This is a genomic window from uncultured Fretibacterium sp. (assembly GCF_963544685.1).
Classification (GTDB): Bacteria; Synergistota; Synergistia; order Synergistales; family Aminobacteriaceae; genus CAJPSE01.
In genome coordinates this window covers 1-22032 of sequence record NZ_CAUUGJ010000005.1, presented here as the reverse complement: position 1 = coordinate 22032, position 22032 = coordinate 1, and the positions used below count along the sequence as shown (strand labels likewise).

Annotated in this window: 19 protein-coding genes; 18 read left to right on the top strand and 1 reads right to left on the bottom strand. The window is 63.5% G+C overall.

Going from position 1 to position 22032, the window contains the following annotated elements; genetic code table 11:
- The first annotated feature begins 151 nt into the window (after window positions 1-151).
- The 18 genes from fliP to ABLA28_RS01070 all read left to right on the top strand — a co-directional run bounded on the left by fliP (window position 152) and on the right by ABLA28_RS01070 (window position 21236).
- On the top strand, window positions 152-982 hold the full coding sequence (fliP, locus tag ABLA28_RS01155; protein WP_347712173.1) for a flagellar type III secretion system pore protein FliP: 831 nt from the start codon (window positions 152-154) through the stop codon (window positions 980-982).
- 70 nt (window positions 983-1052) lie between these two features.
- Window positions 1053-1328, top strand: a complete 276-nt coding sequence (gene fliQ / locus ABLA28_RS01150; RefSeq protein WP_299298514.1) for a flagellar biosynthesis protein FliQ — start codon at window positions 1053-1055, stop codon at window positions 1326-1328.
- Window positions 1329-1534: 206 nt separating this feature from the next.
- Window positions 1535-2329: a flagellar biosynthetic protein FliR gene (locus ABLA28_RS01145; RefSeq protein WP_299298517.1), complete on the top strand. Its 795-nt coding sequence runs from the start codon at window positions 1535-1537 to the stop codon at window positions 2327-2329.
- Window positions 2326-3444: a flagellar biosynthesis protein FlhB gene (gene flhB, locus ABLA28_RS01140; RefSeq protein WP_347712172.1), complete on the top strand. Its 1119-nt coding sequence runs from the start codon at window positions 2326-2328 to the stop codon at window positions 3442-3444. The genes ABLA28_RS01145 and flhB overlap by 4 nt, the downstream gene beginning before the upstream one ends.
- A gap of 168 nt (window positions 3445-3612) precedes the next feature.
- Window positions 3613-4380 carry a hypothetical protein gene (locus tag ABLA28_RS01135; protein ID WP_347712171.1) on the top strand — a complete coding sequence of 256 codons (768 nt, stop codon included), beginning with the start codon at window positions 3613-3615 and terminating at the stop codon, window positions 4378-4380.
- A gap of 69 nt (window positions 4381-4449) precedes the next feature.
- The gene (gene pfkA / locus ABLA28_RS01130; RefSeq protein ID WP_299298526.1) at window positions 4450-5406 is read left to right on the top strand and encodes a 6-phosphofructokinase; all 957 of its coding nucleotides are present in this window, start codon (window positions 4450-4452) and stop codon (window positions 5404-5406) included.
- Window positions 5407-5457: 51 nt separating this feature from the next.
- The gene (locus ABLA28_RS01125) at window positions 5458-6381 is read left to right on the top strand and encodes a glutamate cyclase domain-containing protein (RefSeq protein ID WP_347712170.1); all 924 of its coding nucleotides are present in this window, start codon (window positions 5458-5460) and stop codon (window positions 6379-6381) included.
- Complete coding sequence (locus ABLA28_RS01120; protein ID WP_347712169.1) at window positions 6378-6812, top strand: hypothetical protein; 435 nt, start codon at window positions 6378-6380, stop codon at window positions 6810-6812. Before ABLA28_RS01125 ends, ABLA28_RS01120 begins: the two co-directional genes overlap by 4 nt.
- A gap of 226 nt (window positions 6813-7038) precedes the next feature.
- Window positions 7039-8709, top strand: coding sequence for a transcription termination factor Rho (gene rho, locus ABLA28_RS01115; RefSeq protein WP_347712168.1), 1671 nt, complete (start codon window positions 7039-7041; stop codon window positions 8707-8709).
- A gap of 310 nt (window positions 8710-9019) precedes the next feature.
- A complete protein-coding gene (locus ABLA28_RS01110; RefSeq protein WP_347712167.1) occupies window positions 9020-10624 on the top strand; it encodes a peptidoglycan DD-metalloendopeptidase family protein in 1605 nt (534 codons plus the stop codon).
- 149 nt (window positions 10625-10773) lie between these two features.
- A complete protein-coding gene (locus ABLA28_RS01105) occupies window positions 10774-12387 on the top strand; it encodes a CTP synthase (RefSeq protein WP_347712166.1) in 1614 nt (537 codons plus the stop codon).
- Window positions 12388-12424: 37 nt separating this feature from the next.
- Window positions 12425-13606 (top strand): hypothetical protein, encoded by a 1182-nt coding sequence (locus tag ABLA28_RS01100; RefSeq protein ID WP_347712165.1) that lies wholly within the window; start codon window positions 12425-12427, stop codon window positions 13604-13606.
- A gap of 57 nt (window positions 13607-13663) precedes the next feature.
- Window positions 13664-14905, top strand: a complete 1242-nt coding sequence (locus ABLA28_RS01095) for a hypothetical protein (RefSeq protein ID WP_347712164.1) — start codon at window positions 13664-13666, stop codon at window positions 14903-14905.
- A gap of 85 nt (window positions 14906-14990) precedes the next feature.
- On the top strand, window positions 14991-15542 hold the full coding sequence (locus tag ABLA28_RS01090) for a hypothetical protein (RefSeq protein ID WP_347712163.1): 552 nt from the start codon (window positions 14991-14993) through the stop codon (window positions 15540-15542).
- The gene (locus ABLA28_RS01085; protein WP_347712162.1) at window positions 15521-17263 is read left to right on the top strand and encodes a hypothetical protein; all 1743 of its coding nucleotides are present in this window, start codon (window positions 15521-15523) and stop codon (window positions 17261-17263) included. Before ABLA28_RS01090 ends, ABLA28_RS01085 begins: the two co-directional genes overlap by 22 nt.
- A 55-nt stretch (window positions 17264-17318) precedes the next feature.
- Entirely contained in the window at window positions 17319-17648 is a 330-nt protein-coding gene (locus ABLA28_RS01080) for a hypothetical protein (protein WP_347712161.1), read from the top strand.
- A gap of 415 nt (window positions 17649-18063) precedes the next feature.
- The gene (locus ABLA28_RS01075) at window positions 18064-20763 is read left to right on the top strand and encodes a flagellin (RefSeq protein ID WP_347712183.1); all 2700 of its coding nucleotides are present in this window, start codon (window positions 18064-18066) and stop codon (window positions 20761-20763) included.
- Between the two features lie 86 nt (window positions 20764-20849).
- Window positions 20850-21236: a flagellar protein FlaG gene (locus ABLA28_RS01070; protein WP_347712160.1), complete on the top strand. Its 387-nt coding sequence runs from the start codon at window positions 20850-20852 to the stop codon at window positions 21234-21236.
- A gap of 148 nt (window positions 21237-21384) precedes the next feature.
- On the opposite strand, the gene ABLA28_RS01065 is transcribed toward ABLA28_RS01070, so the two are convergent.
- Window positions 21385-21642: a SemiSWEET family transporter gene (locus ABLA28_RS01065; protein WP_347712159.1), complete on the bottom strand. Its 258-nt coding sequence runs from the start codon at window positions 21640-21642 to the stop codon at window positions 21385-21387.
- Between the last annotated feature and the right edge of the window lie 390 nt (window positions 21643-22032).

Genomic DNA, 22032 nt, shown 5'->3' with positions numbered 1-22032 from the left:
AAAAACGGCTCGGACGGAGAGGGAGTGCCTGTGAGGGTTTTGACATCCTTGCCCGTGGGTAAGGATGTCTTTTTTGTGGTCCGGTGCGGACCGGATGTCCTTGCCTTTACCTCGGGCGGAGGCGGGAGCCGTTTGATGGGTAGGTGGACGTATGAGGATTGGATGTGTTCGGCCGAGGGGACGCCGCCTCACCGGGAGGGAGGTTGAGCCCGGCTTCTTCCTCCTTCTGGGGGCGCTTGTCCTGTTTCTGCCGTTTCTGTTCCTGACGCCCGCGTCGGCTGCGGAGGCGGGGTCCTTTTCCCTGCCCTCCCTGCAGCTGGGCATCGCCTCCGCCGATTCTCCCGCGGATGTGGCCCTGTCGCTCCAGATCCTGGGGCTGCTCACCGTCCTCAGCCTGGCCCCGGCCATCCTGTTGATGATCACCAGCTTCACGCGTATCGTCATCGTCCTGGGGTTCGTGCAGCGTGCGATCGGCCTTCAGCAGTCCCCTCCGCAGCAGGTCGTCACGGGGCTCGCCCTCTTTCTGACCCTCTTCACCATGTATCCCACCTGGAACCAGGTCTATGAGAACGGCCTCGCCCCCTACCTGGCGCGGGACATCCCCGCGGAGCAGGCCTGGCAGCGTTCGGTCGTGCCGGTACGGGAGTTCCTGTTCCGCTACACGCGGCAGGAGGAGCTCTCCCTGATGACCTCCATGGCGAAGCTGGAACAGCCCGTATCCCGGGACCGGGTCCCGACCCGGGTCCTGGTGCCGGCGTTCATGCTGAGCGAGCTGAAGACCGCTTTTCAGATGGGGGTGGTCATCTACATTCCCTTCATCGTCGTGGACATGGTGGTCTCGAGCGTCCTGTTGGCCATGGGCATGATGATGCTTCCGCCGATGATGGTGTCCCTGCCCTTCAAGCTGGTGCTCTTCGTCATGGCGGACGGCTGGAACCTGGTCGTGATGAGCCTGCTGAAGAGCTTCACGAACGTGCCCTGAGCGCGCCGTTTTCCGTTCGGTCGATTATGATGCGCGGAGGAAAGGAATCGAAGGGAGAGGACCCGGAAAAATGCCCGTAACGCTCCTCAGTCTTTACGACGTCATGAGCAATGCCGTGTGGACGATGATGGCGGTTTCCATGCCCATCCTTATGGTCGCGATGGTGGTGGGGCTCCTGATCGGCATCCTTCAGACGGCCACCTCCATCCAGGAGCAGACGCTGATCTTCATCCCCAAGATCCTGGCCGTCTTCCTCTGCATGGTGCTTCTGGGCCCCTGGATGGGAGCCAGGATGCTCGTCATGACTCGTGAGATACTGGGGCAGCTGGAGCGCTTCATCCAATAATTCCGCTCCTCGGGCATTCGTATGCGGCGTTTAGGCAGGCGACTGGCCCTGATGAAACCCCTGAGCGCCCCGCACAACTCGCGAGCGTTCTTGGCGGTCTGCTTATCTGCGGCGCCTCGCAAAAGCCGCCTTGCCTGTGAATACCTGCGAAACGGAATGAGACGGTACCGGGAAAAGGAACGATACTCCGAGGGGAGGGGGGAGGGTTGAAGGGAATCGAGCTGCCCACGCAGCTTCTGGTCGTTTATCTGCTGATCCACCTTCGCTTCGTGGGCATGGTGTTCGCCTCGCCCCTCTTCGCCTCCACGATGTCCCCGGCCTCCTTCCGCTACCTGGGCGCGGTGCTCCTGACCGCGGCGTCCGTGGGGGCGGTGCCGTCCGCGCAGGTCCCCGTGGTCCTCTTCGACAGCGTCCTCGCACTGTCCGTCCTTGCCCTGCGCGAGTTTTTTGTGGGGTTTGCCATCGGGTTCCTGGCGTCCCTGCCCCTTCCGGCGCTGAACACCGCCGGGGAGCAGATCGGCACGGCCATGGGCTTCTCCATGGCGCAGGTCGTCGACCCCATGACGCAGAGCCAGGCGTCGATCATCGGCCAGCTGAATTTTCTGGTGGGACTGTGGTTCTACTTCCGGTGGAACGGGCATCTTCTGATGGTGCAGTCGGTGATCGAGAGCCTGCGCCTCGTGCCCCTGGGGCGCCTGGCCCTGTTCCCCGTCGGGGACATGTCCCTGGGAACCTGGCTTCAGGAGCTTTTTGTGCTGGCGATGCGGATCGTGATCCCCTTCTACTGCGCCCTCGTGCTGGCGGACGTCGGGCTGGGCTTCCTGGCCCGGACGGTCCCTCAGATGAACATCTTCGTCCTCGGGCTCCCGATCAAGGTGGCGCTGGGGTTCCTGGTCCTGGCCGCGGCGCTGCCGCTGGTGGTGGACCTGATCTATACCCAGTTCGAGCGGTGGATCGAGTTTGCCCTGACGAGCGTCCTGGCGTGGAGGGGAGCGCCGTGACCCTCCTTTTGGGACAGCGCGCCGACGGAGGGGGGCGGCCCGTCCCCTTCGATCTCCAGTTCTTCGCCCAGGAGCGGACCGAGCCGGCCACGCCCAAGAAGCGCCAGAAGGTGCGCTCGGAGGGGCGCGTCTGCGTGAGCCGGGACCTGACGGCCGCCGTCGGGATCCTGACGGGGCTGGCCTCCCTGCTCCTCCTGGGGCCCTTCATCTATGGGCTTTTCCTCGCGCTGCTCCAACTCTCCATTCGTTTCATGGGGGATAAGATTCTGTTGCGGGAGGGCTGGTTCCCCATCTTGTCCCTGGAGGCGATCAAGAGCTACTTTCTGACCTGGCTCCCCCTGGGAGGGCTGGTCGCCATCCTGGCCGTGGCGGTGATCGTCTGGCAGGTGGGCTGGACCGTCACGGGCGAGCCCTTCAAGATCAACCTGGACCGCCTCAACCCGATCAGCGGGATGAAGAAGATCGTCTCGCTGCGCTCGCTGGTGGAACTGCTCAAGGGGCTGCTGAAGGCGGCGGTCTTCGCCGTCGTGATCTACACCGCCATCCGGGACTACCTTCCCGACACCCTGAGGGCCATGCAGTTCCCCCTCGGCCATGGAAGCGCCGCCTTCTGGAACATGCTCTGGTCCCTTGCGATGCGCCTGGCGGCGATGCTCCTGATCATGGCCCTGATCGACTACATGTATCAGAAGTGGGAGTTCGAGCGGTCGATCCGGATGAGCCGTCAGGAGATCAAGGAGGAGTTCCGCCAGATGGAGGGGGACCCGCAGATCAAGAACAAGATCCGGCAGAAGCAGCGGGAGCTCGCCAAGAAGCGCATGATGGCCTCGGTGCCCAAGGCCGACGTGGTCATCACCAACCCGACGACCCTGGCCGTGGCCCTGGAGTACGACCGCGAGCTGATGAGCGCCCCTCAGGTCGTGGCCAAGGGCCGCGGGATCGTGGCGCAGAGGATTCGGGAGCTCGCGCGTGCCCACGGCGTGCCCGTCGTCGAGAACAAGCCTCTGGCCTGGGCCCTGTTCGAGGGGGTCGAGATCGGGGAGGAGATCTCCGAGGAGCTCTATCGCGGCGTCGCGGAGATCCTGGCCATGGTCTACCGCCTGCGGGCGGGATAGGCGGTTTGCGGTGCGGGCGGGTTTGCTTCCCTGATTCCTGTTGTATAATCGAACGGGAGGAACGTTACGGAACGTGCCTTCGTGAAGGGCCGCGGAAGAGGTTCGGGGCGGAATGGATGAGACGAGAACGATGATGAAGATAAAATGGAATGGAGTGGAACGCGTGCGATGACCGGAAAATTCTTTGTAAGAAAATCCGTGGGGCTTTCCCTGCTTTTCTGCCTCGCTTTGTGGGTTTCGTCCGCCTGGGGCTCGGACGAGGATATCCTGAGGAAATGGAAGAGGACCGACTCCTTTAACGAGAAGTCCGAACTCCAGACGGTGGCCATCGAGGTGACCTACTACTCGGCGGAGTACGTCGAGGCGCTGGTGCGCTCGGAGGCGGAGAAGAACCTCTGGACGAAGGACGAGATGGAGAACTACAAATACACCCTGCTGAAGAGCCTGAACCTTCACGACTCCATAGCCTTTCATATCGATTTCAACGTCACGGGCGTCCCCATGCACCCCCAGCCGTTCGACCGCCATCTGACGCTCTTCGTCGGCAAGCAGCGCTACAATCCCTCCGATTACGACAAACGATTCAACTTCAAGATCTCCGGGCAGCGGGACGGAATGGTCTTCTTCCCCCGCTACGACCCCAAGACGGGCAAGGACATCCTGGAGGGAGTCAAGGACATCCGCCTTGTCCTGAACGGGTCCATCAGTCAGGCCACCGCGGCGAGGGGGGATATCCGCTGGGTCTGGGACCTTTCGAAGGACAATCCCGAGGCCCTGGGGACCGGTAAGGCCATGGACCGTCTGGAGCTGGACCGGCTGATCAAGCGTATGGAGAAACTGAACCAGGAAAGGCAGGAGCACCAGACGAAGATCGACGCCCTCGATCGTGAGCTCGACGAGGTCCGCAGCAGGATGGACGAGCTTCAGACCCGGTAGACGATGAGGGCGGAGGGCATTTTGCCCATGCCCTATGGCTTATAGGCTTATAATTGAGGAGAGATTGACGTGGATCGCATCGCAGTTCTGACCAGCGGGGGGGACTCCCCGGGCATGAACGCCGCCATCCGAGCGGTGGCTCGCACGTGCTTCTTCAACGACAAGGAGTGCGTGGGGGTGCTCCGGGGCTATGAAGGGCTGATCGACGGGGATTTCATTCCCCTTACCCGTTCCTCCGTGGGGGGGATCATCCATCGCGGGGGGACGATCCTCAAGACCGCGCGCAGCGAGCGCTTCACGACCCCCGAGGGACGCGGGGAGGCCCTGGCCCGGATGAGGGCGGCGGGGATCGAGGGCCTGGTCGTGATCGGCGGCGACGGGTCCTTCCATGGGGCCAAGGAACTGCACGACATGGGGATGCCGGTCATCGGAATTCCCGGTACCATCGACAACGACGTCGCGGGGACGGATGAGACGATCGGCTTCGACACCGCCGTCAACACCGCCCTCGAGGCCGTCATGCGCCTTCGGGACACCGCGTCCAGCCACGACCGCCTGTTCATCGTCGAGGTGATGGGGCGCAACGCCGGCTTTTTGGCCCTCGAGATCGCCGTCGCCTCGGGGGCGGAGTACGTCGTCGTCCCGGAGCTCCCCCTGAGCATCGGCAACCTCTGCCAGCGGCTGCGCCTCTCCCAGGCTAAGGGGAAGAGCCACACGCTCATCATCCTGGCGGAGGGCGTCATGTCCGCCAACGAGATGAAGGACAAGCTCCAGGACACCGGGGGCTACGACGCGCGCGTCACCGTCCTGGGCTATATCCAGAGGGGCGGCAGCCCCACTTCCTTCGACGTTCTGCTGGCCTCCCGGATGGGCGCCTACGCGGCCGAATCCCTGTTGATCGGGAAATCGGGCTATATGGTGGGGAACGTGAATCATCGCATGGTCCTGAGCGACCTGGAGCGCTCCTGGAACGAGCATAAATCCCTCAGCCCGGAGCTTTTGGGGTTGGTCGACAAGCTGAATTGAGCCCCATGCGGGGTCCCGATGTCTGACAGCCCGGATGCTCGATTTCTCAATTTGTCGGATTCGTCGGCCTTCGCCCCGGCCCCGATGACGCCCCTTCCCGGCGCCGCCCTGGATTCGCTGCGGGGTATCGTGGCCTCGGACCTGGGGGGGCGCAGGGTTTCCCTGCTTTCGGACGCCTCCCTGTGGGAGCGGGCGTTCTCCCTCTGCATGGCGGCGCGGAGCGCGCTGATCGTCACGGGGTTCTTCATCCGCTCGGCCTCGGCCCCCGAGACGGACGGCCCCCCGGGTGCGGTCATCCTCGGAAGGGCTTTGGACCTTCTGGGAAAGAGAGTCTGCCTGGCGACGGACCGCTCCAACCTCTCCGTGCTGGACGCCTGTTCCGGGAGCGTCGGCGGCCCTTCGGTCCTTTGCCTGGACGGTCCCGACCCCGAGGCCCTCGAGGGGTTCGACCTCCTGGTGTTCCTGGAGCGTCCGGGGCGGGCCGCGGACGGGCGCTACTACAACATGAAGGGCGAGGACATCGGCTCCGTGGTCGTCCCGCTGGACGACCTGGCCCTCGCGGCGGCGGGATGGGGGGTCCCCGTGCTGGGGATCGGCGACGGCGGAAACGAGGCGGGCATGGGGACCCTCTATGAGCCCCTGTCGCGGCTCCTTCCCCATTATGCGCCCTTCCTCTCCCGCGTCCCCTCGACGGTATGCCTTCCGGTGGACGTGTCGAACTGGGGAGGGTACGCCCTGGCGGCGCTCCTGTCCGTCCCGTTCGGCCGCTGGGCGGGCCTGAACGAAGGGGAGGAGGAGCGGATGCTCGCGGCTCTCCGGGACAGGGGGGCCGTCGACGGGGTTTCGGGGCTTGGCGGATGTTCGGTGGACGGCTTCGCACTGCCCGATCTGAATCGGGTTTCCTCCCGGCTCAGGAGCTGGTACGCGGGGTGTGAGGAGCGTGGGGGCCCCCGGCCTCCGGCGGAGCCGTCATGACGAGACGAAAGCCTTTTTTGTTCCTTCTGATCGTTTTTACGTTCGTGTTGACCCTCCTTTCATTCTGGGTGGTGCGGCAGAGTTCCGTCCGGTCCGGCGAGAACTTCATGATCTCCAACGTGACGATCAACGTCGATATTCACGACCGAAGGTTCCTGACCGGGACGGTCTCCCGATTCCCCTACGGCTCGAGGCAGGTGTGCCTGTATTTCGATTATTCCCGCGTCGAGGAGGACGGCGAGATCCAGGTCGTCTGGCGCTGGGGGGACAAGGTCGTCCAGTCGGAGACGTATCCGCTGCCGGCGCCCTCCGGATCGAGGATGTACTGTCTGCTCCAGGAGAGCGGCGTCCCCCTGCCGAGGGGAAAATACGCGGTCGATATCCTGTACCGTTCCGAGACGATCCCGGAGTTCCGGTTCGAGATTTATTGAGGCCCGACGGCGGAGTCGGCTTCGCCGCCGGACGCGGCGCCTGAAGGGGGCGCGTCGTGGAGCTTTTTCTCGTTTTTTCCTCCCCGGCATGGGTTTTTCTTTGTGGCGAGCCCGGAGTCGGCGTCCTTTCGTCCCGCCCGTCGGGGCACCGTTTTGAATTCCATTGTCTTTGAGGTGATCGAGATATGATGTATGACGAATATGACGAAAAGGATTTTTGCATCTCATGGTAAGCCTGCCGAAGGCGGGAGGGGAAGCTCCCAAAAGGCGGGGGCGCCCCCCGAAGAAAGTGCTCGAGGCGCAGCAGGAGCCGGCCGGGGACGCCGCGTCCCTCGGCGCGGCGGAGAACCCGGCCGCGGCTGCGGCTGCGGTTGAAACGGCTCCCAGGGTGAGCCGTCCGCGCGGGCGTCCAAGGAAGGTCGTCCCGCCGCCGGAGGTGGAGCCGTCGGATTCGGCGACTCAGGTTGTCCAGGCCGCGGAGAAGGATGCGCAGCAGGCCGCTGCGCTTCCCGTTGACGTTCAGCCCCCGGTCCGCGAGCTCCCGTCCGAGCCCACGGAACCGGTGGAGGCCGCGGATGCGGCTGCAGTGCACGCCGACCCCGCAGTATCCACCCTCAGACCTGTGGAACCGTTCACCCACCCCAAGCCCAAGCACACCTACGGCTACCTGGCCTCCAAGAACCTCGTGGACCTCCGCAAGATCGGGCGGGAGCTCAACGTTCCCGGGGCCACGACCCTGCGGAAGGACGACCTCGTCATCTCCATCCTGAGGGCGCAGGCGGAGAGCATGAATTACCGCTTTGGGGGCGGGACCCTCGAGATCCTGCCGGAGGGGTTCGGGTTTCTGCGTCCCAAGGGGATGCTGCCGACCGACAACGACGTCTACCTGTCGGTCTCGCAGATCCGGCGCTTCGGCCTGCGCAACGGGGACGTGATCTGGGGCCTGATCCGGCCCCCGCGGGAACAGGAACACTACGAGGCCCTGCTGAGGGTGGAGACGGTCAACTTCTCGGACCCCGAGCACTCTCGGCGGCGCGCCGTGTTCGGACAGCTCACCCCGATCTTCCCCAACGTCCGCATCAACCTGGAGAACAGCCCCGGCGACTGGGCCACGCGGCTGGTGGACATGTTCGCGCCCATCGGGCTGGGACAGCGGGCCCTGATCGTCTCGCCCCCCAAGGCGGGCAAGACGACGCTGATCAAGCGGATCGCCAGGGCGATCGCCACGAACTATCCGGACATCATCCTGATGGCCCTTCTCATCGACGAGCGGCCCGAGGAGGTGACCGACATCTCCCGGTCCGTGGACGGGGAGGTGATCGCCTCGACCTTCGACCGCCCCGCGGACGAGCATATCCGGGTCGCGAACCTCGCACTGGAGAAGGCAAAGAGGCTCGTGGAGGCCAAGAGGGACGTGGTCATCCTCCTCGACTCGATCACGCGCCTGGCCCGGGCCTCCAACCTCACGGTCCCCCCGTCGGGGCGGACGCTCTCGGGCGGTCTCGACCCCTCGGGACTCTACTTCCCCAAGCGGTTTTTCGGTGCGGCCCGCAACTTCGAGGAGGGGGGCAGCCTGACGATCATCGGCACGGCCCTGACGGATACGGGGAGCCGCATGGACGACGTCATCTACGAGGAATTCAAGGGAACGGGCAACATGGAGCTGCATCTGTCGCGCAAGCTGGCGGAGCAGCGCATCTTCCCCGCCATAGACATCACCCGCTCGGGGACGAGGCGGGAGGAACTGCTGATTCCGGAGGACGAACTGGCCCGGCTGTGGGTCCTCCGCAAGCGCATCGTGGGGGTCGACGAGGCAGGGGCGCTGAACCTGATCCTGGACAAGCTGCGCCAGACCCGCAGCAACCGCGAGTTCCTGATGTCCATAAAGCTCTCATAGGGAAGCGCTGATAGAAGCGAAAATGCCCGTCTCTGCCGAGGCCGAACAAAGGCATCTATAGGAAAGAATCTTCTCCTCGCTGAGATGTCCTGCGGCCGTCCCCCGCGCTCGGCTGCAGGACGGGTGTGCTATAATGCTGCCCGAGACGTATTCTTCCGTATTTTCCTGAAAACGGGAGTCGGGGGACAGAAACCGGACGCATGGGATCGAGGTCCGGGTGGAGCCGTACAGCCATCAAAGAAGCCGGTACTGGGAACCGGTGCTGCCAGCCAGGGTGGTGGCGTCTGTTTTTAGGTCAGGAGGAATGTTTGTGAAAACATTCGACGATAAGAAAAAAACCCGTGAGGTCAAGAGGCCGAAGGGGCCGGCTTCTTCGGAGGGTTTTTCCTGGGGGTTTTGCGCCGTCGTATGCTGCACCATGGGATTGGCCGCTTTCCTGATGTTTTCCGCGTGGGGCCGGTTCTCGGGCGTGGCGTGGGGAAGTCTGGTGGAGAATCGGAACGACCTCTCGGTGGAGAACGAGGGTTTCGTCTCCGTCGATATGAGCGACGCCTACGAGGAGGGCAGGGCGCTCGTTCCCGCCCTTCCCGAAGCGCTTCCCTCCCCCCTCTCCGGGGACCTGCCCGTCAGGCTGGCTTCCCTGCCTGAGCCGCAGATGCCTCAGGTCCCTCAGGTCCCGATGCCCGAGTCGAAGGAGGGCGGGCAGTCTTTGCTGCTTCCCGTCGTCGATATCGCCGAGGACTTCGGCCCTCTTCCCAAGGACCTCTCCGATTTTGAATCGATCATACTGAATACCCAGGACGACGGCACCCGCCTCCCCGAGGATGGGGTGTCGGAGGATATCGAGGATATTATGGAGCTGGAGGCGCCGGAGGGGGATATCCGCCTGACGGAGGTGGGCGTCGGCTGGAAGGAGCATATCGTCAAGTCCGGCGAGACCCTGTCGGACATTGCCCTCGGCTACGCCGGGGTGACGGCTCAGGACATCCTTCGTTCCAACGGGCTGAAGGACGCCAATCGTCTGTCCGCCAATCAGCTTCTCCTGATCCCCAACACGCCGGACGACGTCGAGGCGACCCTGGAGGAGGTCCGCACGCGCCAGTTCCGCATCGCCTCGCTTCGCGAGGAGGTCAAGCCCTTGAGTGTCTTGGCCTATGTCGTGGTGCAGGGGGACAGCCTCTGGTCCATCGCCAACGCCCAGAACATCGAGCTGGATACCCTGGTGGGCAGCAACACCTTCAAGAGCTCCGCCACGCTCCGTCCCGGGGCGGTGCTTCGTATTCCCAACCAGGACGGCATCTTCTATACGATGCGCAAGGGCGACAGGATCGAGCTCGTCTGCAAGCGTTATCAGGTGGACCTCGACCGGGTGCGCAAGGTCAATCCGACGATAGACGTCGTCTCCTTGAAGCCGGGCAACGAGGTCTTTTTGCCGGGGGCCCGTCCGGAGGCCGTCGCGGAGGTCCGTGTGGAGAACAAGAAGGTCAAGCTCGTCCCCATCAGGGATAAGGGGCGTCCTCAGAAGGGTGGGCGTTCCTACCGCTGGCCCGTGATGGGGCGTATCAACAGCCCCTTCGGCTGGAGACGCCATCCGGTTACGCGGCGTCGGGACTTCCATACGGGCATCGACATCAAGGCGTCCCGGGGCATGGTGATCCGGTCGGCGCGCGATGGGCGCGTGGCCTATTCGGGATGGATGGGCGGCTACGGCAAGGTCGTCGTGGTGGAGCACGCGGGCGGGCAGTCTACGCTTTACGCTCACTGCAGCTCGGTTATGGTGCCTCAGGGCACGAAGATATCCCAGGGGCAGAATATCGCCAGGGTCGGGACGACCGGAAGGTCCACGGGGCCGCATCTCCACTTCGAGGTCCGGAGGGGCAACAGCCCGGTCAACCCGCTGCAGTATCTGAAATAAGCGGCGACGTTCAAAGCGGAGGCCGGTTTATATCGTCCGAGAGGAGTCGGCAGGGGACCAGAAGTTTTTTTTTTCTGGTCCCGTTTTGTATTTTGGGGCAGGGGGATTTTGAGCTGTCCGAGTTCGGATGGCCGGGAGGGCGACAGGCAATGGCGAAGTACGTTTTCATCACGGGCGGGGTGGTCTCCTCCCTGGGCAAGGGCATCACGGCGGGATCGGTGGGAACCCTTCTGAAGAAGCGGGGGCTCAGGGTGTCCATCATCAAGATGGATCCCTATCTGAACGTGGATGCGGGGACGATGAACCCCTTTCAGCACGGCGAGGTCTTCGTCACCGACGACGGGGCGGAGACGGACCTGGACCTTGGGCATTACGAGCGTTTTATCGACGAGACCCTTGGCGAGCAAAACAGCATCACGACCGGAAAAATATATTCGCACGTGATCGACAGGGAGCGCAGGGGCGCCTATCTGGGCGGGACGGTCCAGGTGATCCCCCACATCACCAACGACATCCAGGAGCGGCTGGTCCGAGCGGGGGAGCAGCAGGACGTTTTGATCGTCGAGATCGGCGGGACCGTGGGGGACATCGAGGGGCAGCCGTTCCTGGAGGCGATCCGGCAGATGGCGAACCGCGTGGGCCGCGAGAACGTGGTCTACTGCCACGTGACGCTCGTCCCATGGCTGGAGGCGGCCCAGGAGCTCAAGACGAAGCCGACGCAGCACAGCGTCCAGGAGCTTCGGCGCATCGGCATCCTCCCGAACATCCTGGTCTGCCGCACGAGCCGTCCCATGGACCAGGAGATGAAGAACAAGATCGCCCTGTTCTGCACGGTCCCGTCCGAGGCCGTGATCGAGGTGCGGGACGAGCCCACGATCTACAACGTCCCGTTCAGCCTGCATCGTCAGGGGCTGGACACGCAGATCCTCCGGGCCCTCGGCCTTCCGTGCGGAGGGGAGCCCGACCTCTCGGACTGGCATCGGGTCGTGGACCGCTTCATGAACGCCCCGGATGCGGTGGAGATCGCCTTGGTGGGCAAGTACGTCCAGCACAAGGACGCCTATCTCAGCGTCGTGGAGGCCCTGTACCACGCGGGCGTGCACCACGGCGTCAAGGTGCGGGTCCGCGCGGTGGAGTCGGCGGAGCTCGAGTCCGCCGATGTGGGAAAGAGCCTGGGGGACGTCGACGGCGTCCTGATCCCCGGCGGCTTCGGTTCCCGCGGGATCGAGGGGATGATCGACGCGATCCGGTACGCCCGGGAGGAGAGGATCCCCCTGTTCGGGATCTGCCTGGGCATGCAGATGATGGTGGTCGAGTATGCCCGCAACGTCTGCGCCCTGGCGGGGGCGCACAGCGAGGAGATGGACCCCGCGTCCCTTCACCCCGTCATTCATTTGATGCAGGAACAGGCCCATATTGATAAAATGGGGGGAACGATGCGCCTTGGGGCCTACCCCTGCGACCTCGTGCCCGGGACCCTAGCGGCACGGTGTTACGGCGTCCTGGAGATCAGCGAACGCCATCGTCACCGCTATGAGTTCAACAACGCGTATCGGGAGCGGCTGGAGGCGGGAGGGCTCCGGGTCTCCGGGGTCTGCCGCGGGCGGAACCTCGTGGAGATCGTCGAGCTGCCGGGGCACCCCTGGTACCTCGGGGGACAGTTTCACGGAGAGCTGAAGTCCAGGCCGACGCGTCCGCATCCGCTCTTCGCGGATTTCATCGGGGCGGCGATCCGGCGCCGGCACGGCGGGGAGGGGCGGTAGCCCGCCCTCCTTTTTTAGATCTGGAGGAGGTAGCGTTTTGATCAGGAAAAATTTGTGCGGACTGTTGGTGGGAGCGGCGATGCTGTGTCTGCTGTTCTCCTCCTGTGCGGCGGCGGGTCCCGAGGACGGTAAGAGCGACTCCGTCCTGATGATGGAGCGGATCGAGACGATCATCTACGGCGAGCCGAGCAAAGGCGGCCTGGTCGAGCGGCTGAACGGGATAGAGCGGGAGCTCTTCGGCCGCAGCCTGCCGGGCAGCATCGCCGAGCGCCATGCGGCGATCCTGAACTTTCTGGAGACGGGGACCGAGGAACAGCCCTCCATGCTCTTCAAGGTAGGGGTCGCGGAGTGGATCCTGAGCAAGAACATCCATGCGTCCAGGCCCGCCCTGAGGCGCCTCGAGACCCTCGAGAGCGATATGGACGGGGACCTTCAGTACGGCAAGCCCGTGGCGATGCGCGTCGAGCGTATTCTGGCCATGCTGGTCTCCGACCCCGTGACGTTCCGCCAGGTCACGCTGCCGGGGGCGACGGTGCTGAAGCTCCGCTTCATGGAGGAGCTGAGCCCCGCGAAGAGCCAGAAGGGGGACAAGGTCCGCCTGGCGCTGACCGACGACCTCGTCGTGGACGGCTGCCTGATCGCCCCGCGCGGGTCCCTGCTCGACACCACGGTGCGTGAGGTCAAGAAGCCCAAGGCCTTCGGCGTGCCCGGAGAGGTCCGCCTGGATTTCAACGCCCTGGTTCCCCTGGGCCCGCAGAGGCTTGGTGTGGTTACGGGGGAGGCCTCCAAGAAGGCGGCGGAGGATGCCAGCAAACGCGGGGAAAAGGGCGAGGGGGCCATTATCGGAGCCGGCGCGGCCAGCCTCGCCGGTGCGGCGCTCCTGGGGCCCGTCGGCCTTATCGGGGGGCTCTTCGTGCGCGGAAACTCCATCCGCATCCCGGAGGGATCCGTCACCTTCGTGCAGACCTCGGACGACGTGACGGTCTCCGCCTATCCCATTCCGGAGAGCCTGCGCGTCGACCCGGGGACGGCCATACGCCAGACCGTGGACGAGGCGTCCGAGGCGGAGCCCGCGCCTGACCCCGCTCCCGCCGCACCGGCCGACAAGGATATCATCATCAAAAGGGATCGGCCCGGTAAGCCTTCGCAGCCCGCAAAGGCCCCGAAGCCCTCCGGGGGGGGCGCCTTCGAGCTGCCTCCGGAGCAGCAGGTCGATTAGGGACGCGAACGGGGGCGGGTTTCCCGCCCCGTTTTGAGACGGATGGGGGGGAGCGAAGTGGCGGAACCGAACGGCAGGTGCGGCGAGCTTTTTTGGGGGGGACGCGGCAGGGGATATGTCCTGGCCTGCCTTCTGGCCGCTCTGTCCGTCTGCCCTCCGGCCTTCGGGGGCGCGCCGGCCGAGCAGGCGACGAACCCATTCGGCGAGACGATCCGTGTCCTGGAGCAGTGGACGGTGTCCCATTGGGGGCGGGACTGCTTCGTCTGGATCGTCTACTATCCCGAGGAGCTCATCGAGCCCTGGGTGGAGGCGGAGGCGCTGCGGGTCGGGATGTCCGAGGCCGAACGGCGCGCGTACCGCGACACCTTCGTCTCGGAGCTTCGGATAGACAGGACGGAGCCCTTCCTCGTCTCGGTCTACGCCTTCGGCGCGAGGCCGGTCAGCCTCGCGCCCGTCTCCGACAACATCCTTCTGGTCACAGCCGCGGGCGAGCGCGTGCGGCCCGTCCGCTACGATACGAACCTGGACCAGCCCCTGAGGGGCTTGGTTCAGGGGCTGGTCTTCTTCCCCAAGCAGAGGGACACGAATTTCGCCGTGGCCGTAAAGGGGATGGGCGGCTACGACGAGCGCCTCTTTTCCTTTACGCCGGCGGCGTCCCCTGAGGACTGGGATGCTGGAGCCGTCCCCGCCTCCGAGGAGACGAAAACCGTGGTCGTGGAACTGCCGAAGAAGCCCGCGTCCAGGAAGGTCTCGGTGAGGCCCGTCAAGCCTCCGAAGCCGGCCGAGCATCCCGCCGTCCCGATGGCTCCGCCGCCGTCCGTGCCGCGCCCCATCCCGCCGCTTCTGGCGGAGGACTCGGGCGATATGGCGGTCTTCGTGGAGTCCGTGCGCGACCGCGGCGCCTTGCCGGACAGGAGGGCGGCGGACAAAACGGACAAAACGGAGGGCGCGGCGTCCGAGACGCCCGAAAATCCCGGGAAAAACGCGCAGAGCGCGTATGTGAGCCGGGAGCAGGTGCTGCGCCGGTTTTTGACCCTGTGGGCGGAGAACCGACCCGACGAGATGTATGCGATGCTCTCCGCGGAGTCGCGGAAGATGCTCTCGTCGGAGAACTTCGCCAGGGAGACCGCGAAGGCCGCGGACTTCCGCGCCGGGCTGAAGGACGGCTATCGTATCGACTGGGTCGGGGAGGAGCGTGCCAAGGTGATTACGGACCGGCGCTTCCTGATGTTCCGTTCCCTCGTCGTCCGTACCCTCGGAGTGACCCGGGAGGGCTCCTCGTGGAAGGTCGTATGGTAGAGGGGCGCAGGGCGGCTCGTGCGACGCCCCCCGGCGGAGCTCGCCGCCTCTTCCGGGCTCTTCCGGCGCGTGGGGGGATGTCGGCATGAAGGGGCGCAGAGGGCTCCTGGCGCTTCTTCTCGCCTGTCTGGGGATAGCCCTTCTGGTCCGCTACGTGATGAGGGACCTCAGCCTCGATGTCGACCTCCTTCGGGAGGGGCTGCTGCACATGCCCGGCATCGTCATGGAGAACCTGGAGTTCGACCGGGAGGTCTCCGGGGACCGCTGGCGCGTCCGCCTGCCCCTTGCCGAGAAGCGGGGGGAGCAGGTGATGGTCCGTTCCGTCGATATCCGCCGCCGAATGGGGTCCGGGGGCGAATGGTATTTTTTCGGCGCTCGGGGCGTCTATTCGCACGACGAGAGGGTGGCCTCGATCGAGGGGCTTCTGGGGACGCTCGAGACGCCGACGAGGGTGCTGAACCTGGAGAGCCCGAGGCTCGACTGGCGCGAGGCCGGCGGGGAGTTCTCCTTCCCGTTGGGATTGACCCTTTATGACGACGAGTTCGTGCTCAGGACCTCGGAGGCCAGCATGGACGAGAGCGGTGTCGTGGTTTTGGAAAAAGGAGGCACGGTCACATGGACGAAACCCTTGAGGTAGCGGGCGCACCGTTTTCGGGCGCTGCGGGCCGCCCCGGCGCGGGATGGGGCCGCCTGTTTTTGGCCGCGGCCGTACTCCTGGGGTTCTCCCTTTTTGGGGGGCCTCTCCCGGCTGGGGCCGAGGGGGCCGACGAGCCCGGCAGGAAGGTCGTCCTGAACGCCGACAGGGTGTCCTACAACGACGAGACGGGGCGGGCGAGCGCCGAGGGCAGGGCCGTCCTGAACTACGAGGGGGCGACGATACGGGCCGAGCGCATCGAGTACGACGCCCACTCGCAGAAGGTCCAGGCCATGCCCCTGCCGGGGGAGAAGGTGGTCCTTCAGGCCGGGGACAAGTCCCTGGCCGGGGACCGGCTGGACTACGACCTGGAGACGAGGGAAGGCGTCCTGTCCGGGGCGGGGACGAGCCTGCCCGTCGGGGCGGGGACCCTCTATGTCCATGGGAAGGAGATCGAGGTCCTTCCCTGGGACAGGGCGGTCGAGCGGGGGCTTGTCCATGGACGCCCCGGGCGTCCGGACGAATACCTCGCGGAGTGGCGCAACGTCGTCCTGACGACCTGCGCGCTGGACCATCCGCACTACCGGATCGAGTCGAAGACCATCACCTTCGTGCCCGGGCGGAGCGTCGTCGCGAAGCGCCCCCGCCTCTACCTGGGAAACACCTACGTCTTCACCTCGCCCATGGATTATGTGGTTCGGATCGACCGCAGGGCCATGAAGTACTCGATCATGCCCTACTTCCAGAGCAGCGAGACGCGCGGGACGGGGGGCGGCCTCACGGGGTCGCTCGCCTGGGACTCGGGGTCCCTCTCCGTCGGCGTGGCCATCTGGAGCAAGGTGGGGACGGAGTGGATGGCGGAGGTGGAGCAGGTCCTGGGCGGGGGGTTCTCCCTCAGGGGGGGCGTCTCCTATTCCTGGGACGAGCTGTGGGACGAGACGGTCTGGCGTCCTTTCGCCTCCCTCTCCTTCGAGAGGGGCGGCTGGCATGCGGTGCTGAGCTGGTCCAGAAACGAGTATATCCAGGAACAGAAGGACCTGCGGGACGATTACAAGGGGCGGCTCGAAAGGCGTCCGGAGGTGGAGGTGCGCTCGCCGTGGTTCCGGATATCGCCCGAGTCCTGGGTTTCGCTCTCGGCCTCCTGGGGTTCGTACCGCGAGGAGACCGCGGCCCTGCGGAGCGACGTGATCTCCCGCTGGGGCGCGGGGTTCCGCAGCTATTACGAGAAGAGCCTGGGGACGGACGTGGACCTCTTCTCCAAGTCCCGGGGCGAGGCCTGGTTCTACGACAAGGGGAACGCGGACCAGCAGATGCTCTGGAGCCTCACGGGGCTTCGCTATCGGATCGGGGTCCTGGAGCTGGCGACGGCCTACGAACACCGTTACGTCTGGGGTGAGGGGGCCATGCTGTGGGACCGCTACCGGGAGAGGGAGCGCCTCCATCAACAGCTGCGTTTTCCGATGGGCCGGGAGGTCTTCGGCCTGGTGCGGGGAAGCTACGATCTCGAGCAGTCCGAGGTCGACAAGGTTTACTATGCGCTGCAGTGGGTCACCGACTGCATGAAGTGGGAACTGAACTACACGGACGACCGAAGCTCCGGGGGGGAGGGGAGGGTGGGGCTGTCCCTCTCCATCCTGGCCTTTCCCGACACGCCGGCCTCGTTCGGTCAGGAGATCGACGAGGACCCGTTCGAGCGGCCCCGGGACCTTCCGGCCGGGGAGTGACGGCCGGAGCCCCCGGCGCGGACCTGGGACCAACGATGCCCTGGGGGTGAGACTGGTGCAGGAAGTGCTGACGAAGGACAAGGTTTTCCGGAAGGTGAATGCGGCGGAGCAGAGCTATTGGGGAACGCCGGAGTATCGATACTATCAGCTTCGAGCGCAGATGGCGGAGATGGACCGGAAGGCGATCGAGGAAACGCACCTTGACGAGGCGACGGCCAGGGGCATGGCCGAGGGTATGGCCGAGGGAGTAGCCAAAGGCAGGCTCGAGGGCAGGCTCGAGACCGCGCGGCGGATGCTTGCACACGGCCTGGCTCCCGAACAGATAGCGGAGTACACCGACCTGTCCCTCGACGAGATCGAGGGGCTGACGGCCAGGGACGGTTGATTGATTCGGCGCTTCCTTAAAGCCGCGCTTTGTGTTAAACTTCGCGTAAGGCGGAGCCTGAGCTTTTGTACGGCGATGCCGGACAGGCAGAGCGAAGGATTTTAGAAAAATCCCATGGAGGGAGGTGGTGTGCCGGCACAGGACGGCATCGGCGTTTCGGGCCCGTCGTGAACGGTCGGGCCGGGGTCCCGCAGGGGACGTTTCCTTATTATTTGGTACCGGGCACGGACGCCCGGGAGGAGCCTGAGGGCTCAAACTCCATCCGTTTCAGATTCGGAGATGATGTCGAGGCGGCGAGGAGTCGGCAAGGAGGGCGTACAAAGAGGTACGCCGACGAAGCCGACGACGAGGCCAACGAAGACGGCGCTCCGAGATGAAAGGGCTGGACAGACAAGGAGGTTTTTTTACTATGGGTATGGTCGTCAATCACAACATTCCTGCACTGATTTCCTACAACGCGGTCTCCAGGACCAACAACGCACTCCAGAAGTCCATCCAGAAGCTCTCCACGGGCCTTCGCATCAACAGCGCGGCGGACGACGCTGCCGGCCTCGCGATCAGCGAGAAGATGCGGGCGCAGATCCGCGGCCTGGACCGCGCGGTGGCGAACAGCCAGGACGGCATCAGCATGATCCAGACCGCCGAGGGCGCGCTGAACGAGACGCACAGCATCCTGCAGCGCATGCGCGAGCTGTCGGTGCAGGCGGCGAACGACACGCTGACGCAGCAGGACCGGGGCTACATCCAGCTGGAGATCGACCAGCTGCGCGAGGAGATCACGCGCATCGGCAACACCACGCAGTTCAACAAGAAGAAGCTGCTGAACGGCGACGCGGCGGTGCTGTGGAGCAGCGACAACCTCAAGACCAAGGCCATTATCAACGGCGGCCTGCGGCAGATCGACCAGTTCGGCCAGAAGAACGCCATTGAGGGTAACTACAACATTAAGATTAAGGCCGAGGCGGGACAGTCCGAGGTCAAGAAGAGCGACATCTTCAAGATCAAGCATAAGGACGTTTTGATGAACGTCAGCACCAACAAGGCGAACGGAGTGGACTCCGTGAAGACGGACAACCTTCCGGCAGGCACTTATAATATTGATGCCTTTACAGCTGTTCCTGCGGGCAATAAGGCAGTGCTGACCGGGCAGTATGGCTTTGACCCAAAACCGGTGGGGAAACAGGTTTTGGTGGGAACGGCTACTATTGTTAATGGAGGCAACGCAGGCACAATAGGGGATTCGAAGTACTATGCGGGTAAGACACTTACATTCCGTATGGGGTCTTCGGAGGCTACCATTACTTTAGACGCAGGTACTACTGATACGCAGGCTGATCTTGCAACAGCGATACAGGGTAAGCTCACTGGCCTAGGTGGCCTTTGGGCTGACGTAACGGTGACGCAGACAGGTGGTAAGTTCACGCTCACCAAACCGGATACCGTTGGTGTCCTTGAGGAGCAGAAAATCCAAGCCACCAACACGGATGCTCAAAGTATCTTTGGAACGGGATCCTCTGAGTGGACTGCGCATGCTAGCAATACGCTTAAGCTGGATCAGCAACTGGGAGTTACGGTGAATGCACCATCAAAAAACGCCAATGTCTTGCTTGAGGTGACCGACGTCAATACTGCGGCTAAGAGCATCACGATGAAGGTGACGGCCAACGCCATAGATGCCAAAGGCGTTACGTCCACAAAGACCCAAGAGGTGACTTTGACCGAGGGGACCGACATCTCCGTTTTGGGTGACCTGTTGGGCGACGATAAGGTCAAGCTCACGCTGAAAGCTAATATGACCGACACGTTCAAGAAGGGTAACAAACTCGTCTACAACATTGCCAGCGGTGTGGATGCGGACATAAGCGTAAAGGTCAAGGGAACGGCGAACAGCAAATGGGAACAGTCGTGGGGCAAGATCACGGATGACGAGGTGACTTATGGCCTGAAAGCCGACGATGTCAAGAACAAAGAACTGCACTTCAAGAACTTCTATCTGAACAGCAAGAACGGCAAGGTCTATGAGGGCGATATCGTCCTGAGCACCAACAACAATAAGATGGAAGGCACGGCAGCCGGTAAGCCGCTCGCCAGCTTCGAGGTGGGCTTTGTCGGGCAGGTAGCGAGGAGCGACGTGAAGCTGCGGGACCTGGACAAGTTCTGGGATGCACAGGGGCGCTTCATGCTGAAGGACGCGCAGACTCTTACCCTCACTCAGGGCGACGGCAAGCAGGCGAAGGTGACGCTCTATGCCAACGATACGCTGGGTGACGTGGCCCGGAAGCTCAACGAGGCGATCGGCACGGGGCTGGGGCAGAGCGCGTATGTCGATAACGCGGGCAACTTTGCGGTGTTTGTGAATAAGGACGGGGGGGAAGGCTCCGAGTCCGTGGCTGGTACGTTTGTGATTCGTTCCGTGATCCCGGGCGCTACGGGCAAGTTGAGCTTTGCGGGCGACGAGGACTTGGTGAAGGCGTTGTCACTGAACGTGATTCAGAACTCCAAGGAGAGCGACTATTCGGTTGACATCACGGATGCTCATACCGGAAAGGTTGTTGTGAGTGGTGCCAAGACCACGGGCAACAAGCTGATCGGTACTCTGCATTCGAACATCGATGTGGAGTTCGACGCCATGGCGGGAATCATCGCGAAGTGGGACTACGCGAAGAAGCAGTATGTGTATGATTCCTCGAATGACTACCGCACGGTTCTGCACCTTGCGGACAACACGACGGTGTTCCAGATCGGCGCCAACGAGGGCGAGGACATGGGCATCAATATCGGCGACATGCGTGCCCACGCCCTGGGCCTGAACGAGGTGCTGGTGACGGACCGCGAATCGGCGGCGCGCTCCATCACGGTCATCGACAACGCGCTGGACAGGGTGTCCACGCAGCGGGCCAAGTTGGGCGCCTACCAGAACCGCCTGGAGCACACCATCAACAACCTGACGGTGGCGGGCGAGAACATGACGGCGGCGGAGAGCCGCATCCGCGACACGGACATGGCCAAGGAGATGATGAACTTCACCAAGCTGAACATCATGCTCCAGGCCGGAAACGCGATGCTGGCGCAGGCCAACCAGCTTCCGCAGAACGTCCTGAGCCTGATTCGTTAGTTTGGCGGGGTAAAGGGTTTTCTTCCGGGGGCCCTGCCCCCGGAAGCCCGCTTTTACCGAAAAATTGACGAAGGTAGGTGAGGGCTATGGAGGTTCGTTTGACTCCGGGCGGGACGACCGTACCCGAGGCCCCACCCGGTGAGGGGGTGTCCGTGCGTCAGGTCCCGGCGGCCGAGCCGCGGGAAGTTCTGCCGCACCGGGATTCCGGCGCGTCCGTGCAGGACCGTCCGGCCGGGCTCGACAAGGAGGACCTGAAGGACCTCCTGAAGAGGACGACGGAGTTGGTCTCGGCTCTGGGCCCTAGCGACCGCCACCTGAAGTACGAGGTGATCGACGAGGCGGGCCTGGTGCAGGTCCAGGTGATCGACACGTCGGACGGGAACATCGTCCGGAAGATCCCGGCGGACGAGATCGTCAGGCTGGTCTCGCGCATCCGCGAGACCTTGAACGAACGGCTGGACGTCGTGGCGTAAGACCACACAGGCCCAAGGAACAGACCTTAACGACAGGGCCCTCCCGCGAAGGGGAGGGCCCTGCCGCGTGTGCATGTCAGTGCCACCACGACCCGGCGGCACATATCTAGTACAATACTAAACCGCGTCCAAGCAAGATTCAATCTTGCTATAAAGCAGTAATGGCAGCGATAGCACCAAATATTACACCTGGTACATTCGCTATCACGATAGGCCAGTCTTTTTTCTCTTGGAAAAAACCGTAGCTAACCCATAAAGTACAGTTTATTGCCGCAACCATAGGCTGCAAGAAACCGCTTTTGGCCCCATGCATGTTATTAATTATTTGAGGGAAATAGGATATATACATAAGCATAGCGGTACATGTCGCTATCCACCCCATAATTTTGAGCGTTTTCTGACCCATCATTTTGCCTTCTTTCCACTACAATACATTTCCTTGGATTTACAATCTTGGATTTACAATCTAAACGCAACAGAAGGGGGTGAGAGAAGATAAAAAGCCCATAGATGGCAGTTATTCGCTAGAATGAGTTTTGCGAGAGCACAAACAGCGAAGGAGACTGACACCCATGGGTTACCACCATCTTACAGCAACAGAACGAGAAAGTATACTGTGCCCACGAGGCAGACAAGATCGAATTCTGCAAACTCGTCTCGGAGAAGGTCGGTCGCTGGAGCAGATCAAGGGCAGAGAATCCCTCGAGGTATCCGTAACCGCCATGCGGCAATGGGCCGAACGGCGTCTCATTCCCTGCCGGCCTCTCCCAGCAGGCGCCTCGCGTGCTCCTGCGCC

Bases quoted from the DNA above. Each gene is read 5' to 3' on its own strand.
- fliP (WP_347712173.1), top strand. From the start codon at position 152: ATGAGGATTGGATGTGTTCGGCCGAGGGGACGCCGCCTCACCGGGAGG.
- fliQ (WP_299298514.1), top strand. From the start codon at position 1,053: ATGCCCGTAACGCTCCTCAGTCTTTACGACGTCATGAGCAATGCCGTG.
- ABLA28_RS01135 (WP_347712171.1), top strand. From the start codon at position 3,613: ATGACCGGAAAATTCTTTGTAAGAAAATCCGTGGGGCTTTCCCTGCTT.
- ABLA28_RS01120 (WP_347712169.1), top strand. From the start codon at position 6,378: ATGACGAGACGAAAGCCTTTTTTGTTCCTTCTGATCGTTTTTACGTTC.
- rho (WP_347712168.1), top strand. From the start codon at position 7,039: ATGGTAAGCCTGCCGAAGGCGGGAGGGGAAGCTCCCAAAAGGCGGGGG.
- ABLA28_RS01105 (WP_347712166.1), top strand. From the start codon at position 10,774: ATGGCGAAGTACGTTTTCATCACGGGCGGGGTGGTCTCCTCCCTGGGC.
- ABLA28_RS01090 (WP_347712163.1), top strand. From the start codon at position 14,991: ATGAAGGGGCGCAGAGGGCTCCTGGCGCTTCTTCTCGCCTGTCTGGGG.
- ABLA28_RS01085 (WP_347712162.1), top strand. From the start codon at position 15,521: ATGGACGAAACCCTTGAGGTAGCGGGCGCACCGTTTTCGGGCGCTGCG.
- ABLA28_RS01075 (WP_347712183.1), top strand. From the start codon at position 18,064: ATGGTCGTCAATCACAACATTCCTGCACTGATTTCCTACAACGCGGTC.
- ABLA28_RS01070 (WP_347712160.1), top strand. From the start codon at position 20,850: ATGGAGGTTCGTTTGACTCCGGGCGGGACGACCGTACCCGAGGCCCCA.
- ABLA28_RS01065 (WP_347712159.1), bottom strand. From the start codon at position 21,642: ATGGGTCAGAAAACGCTCAAAATTATGGGGTGGATAGCGACATGTACC.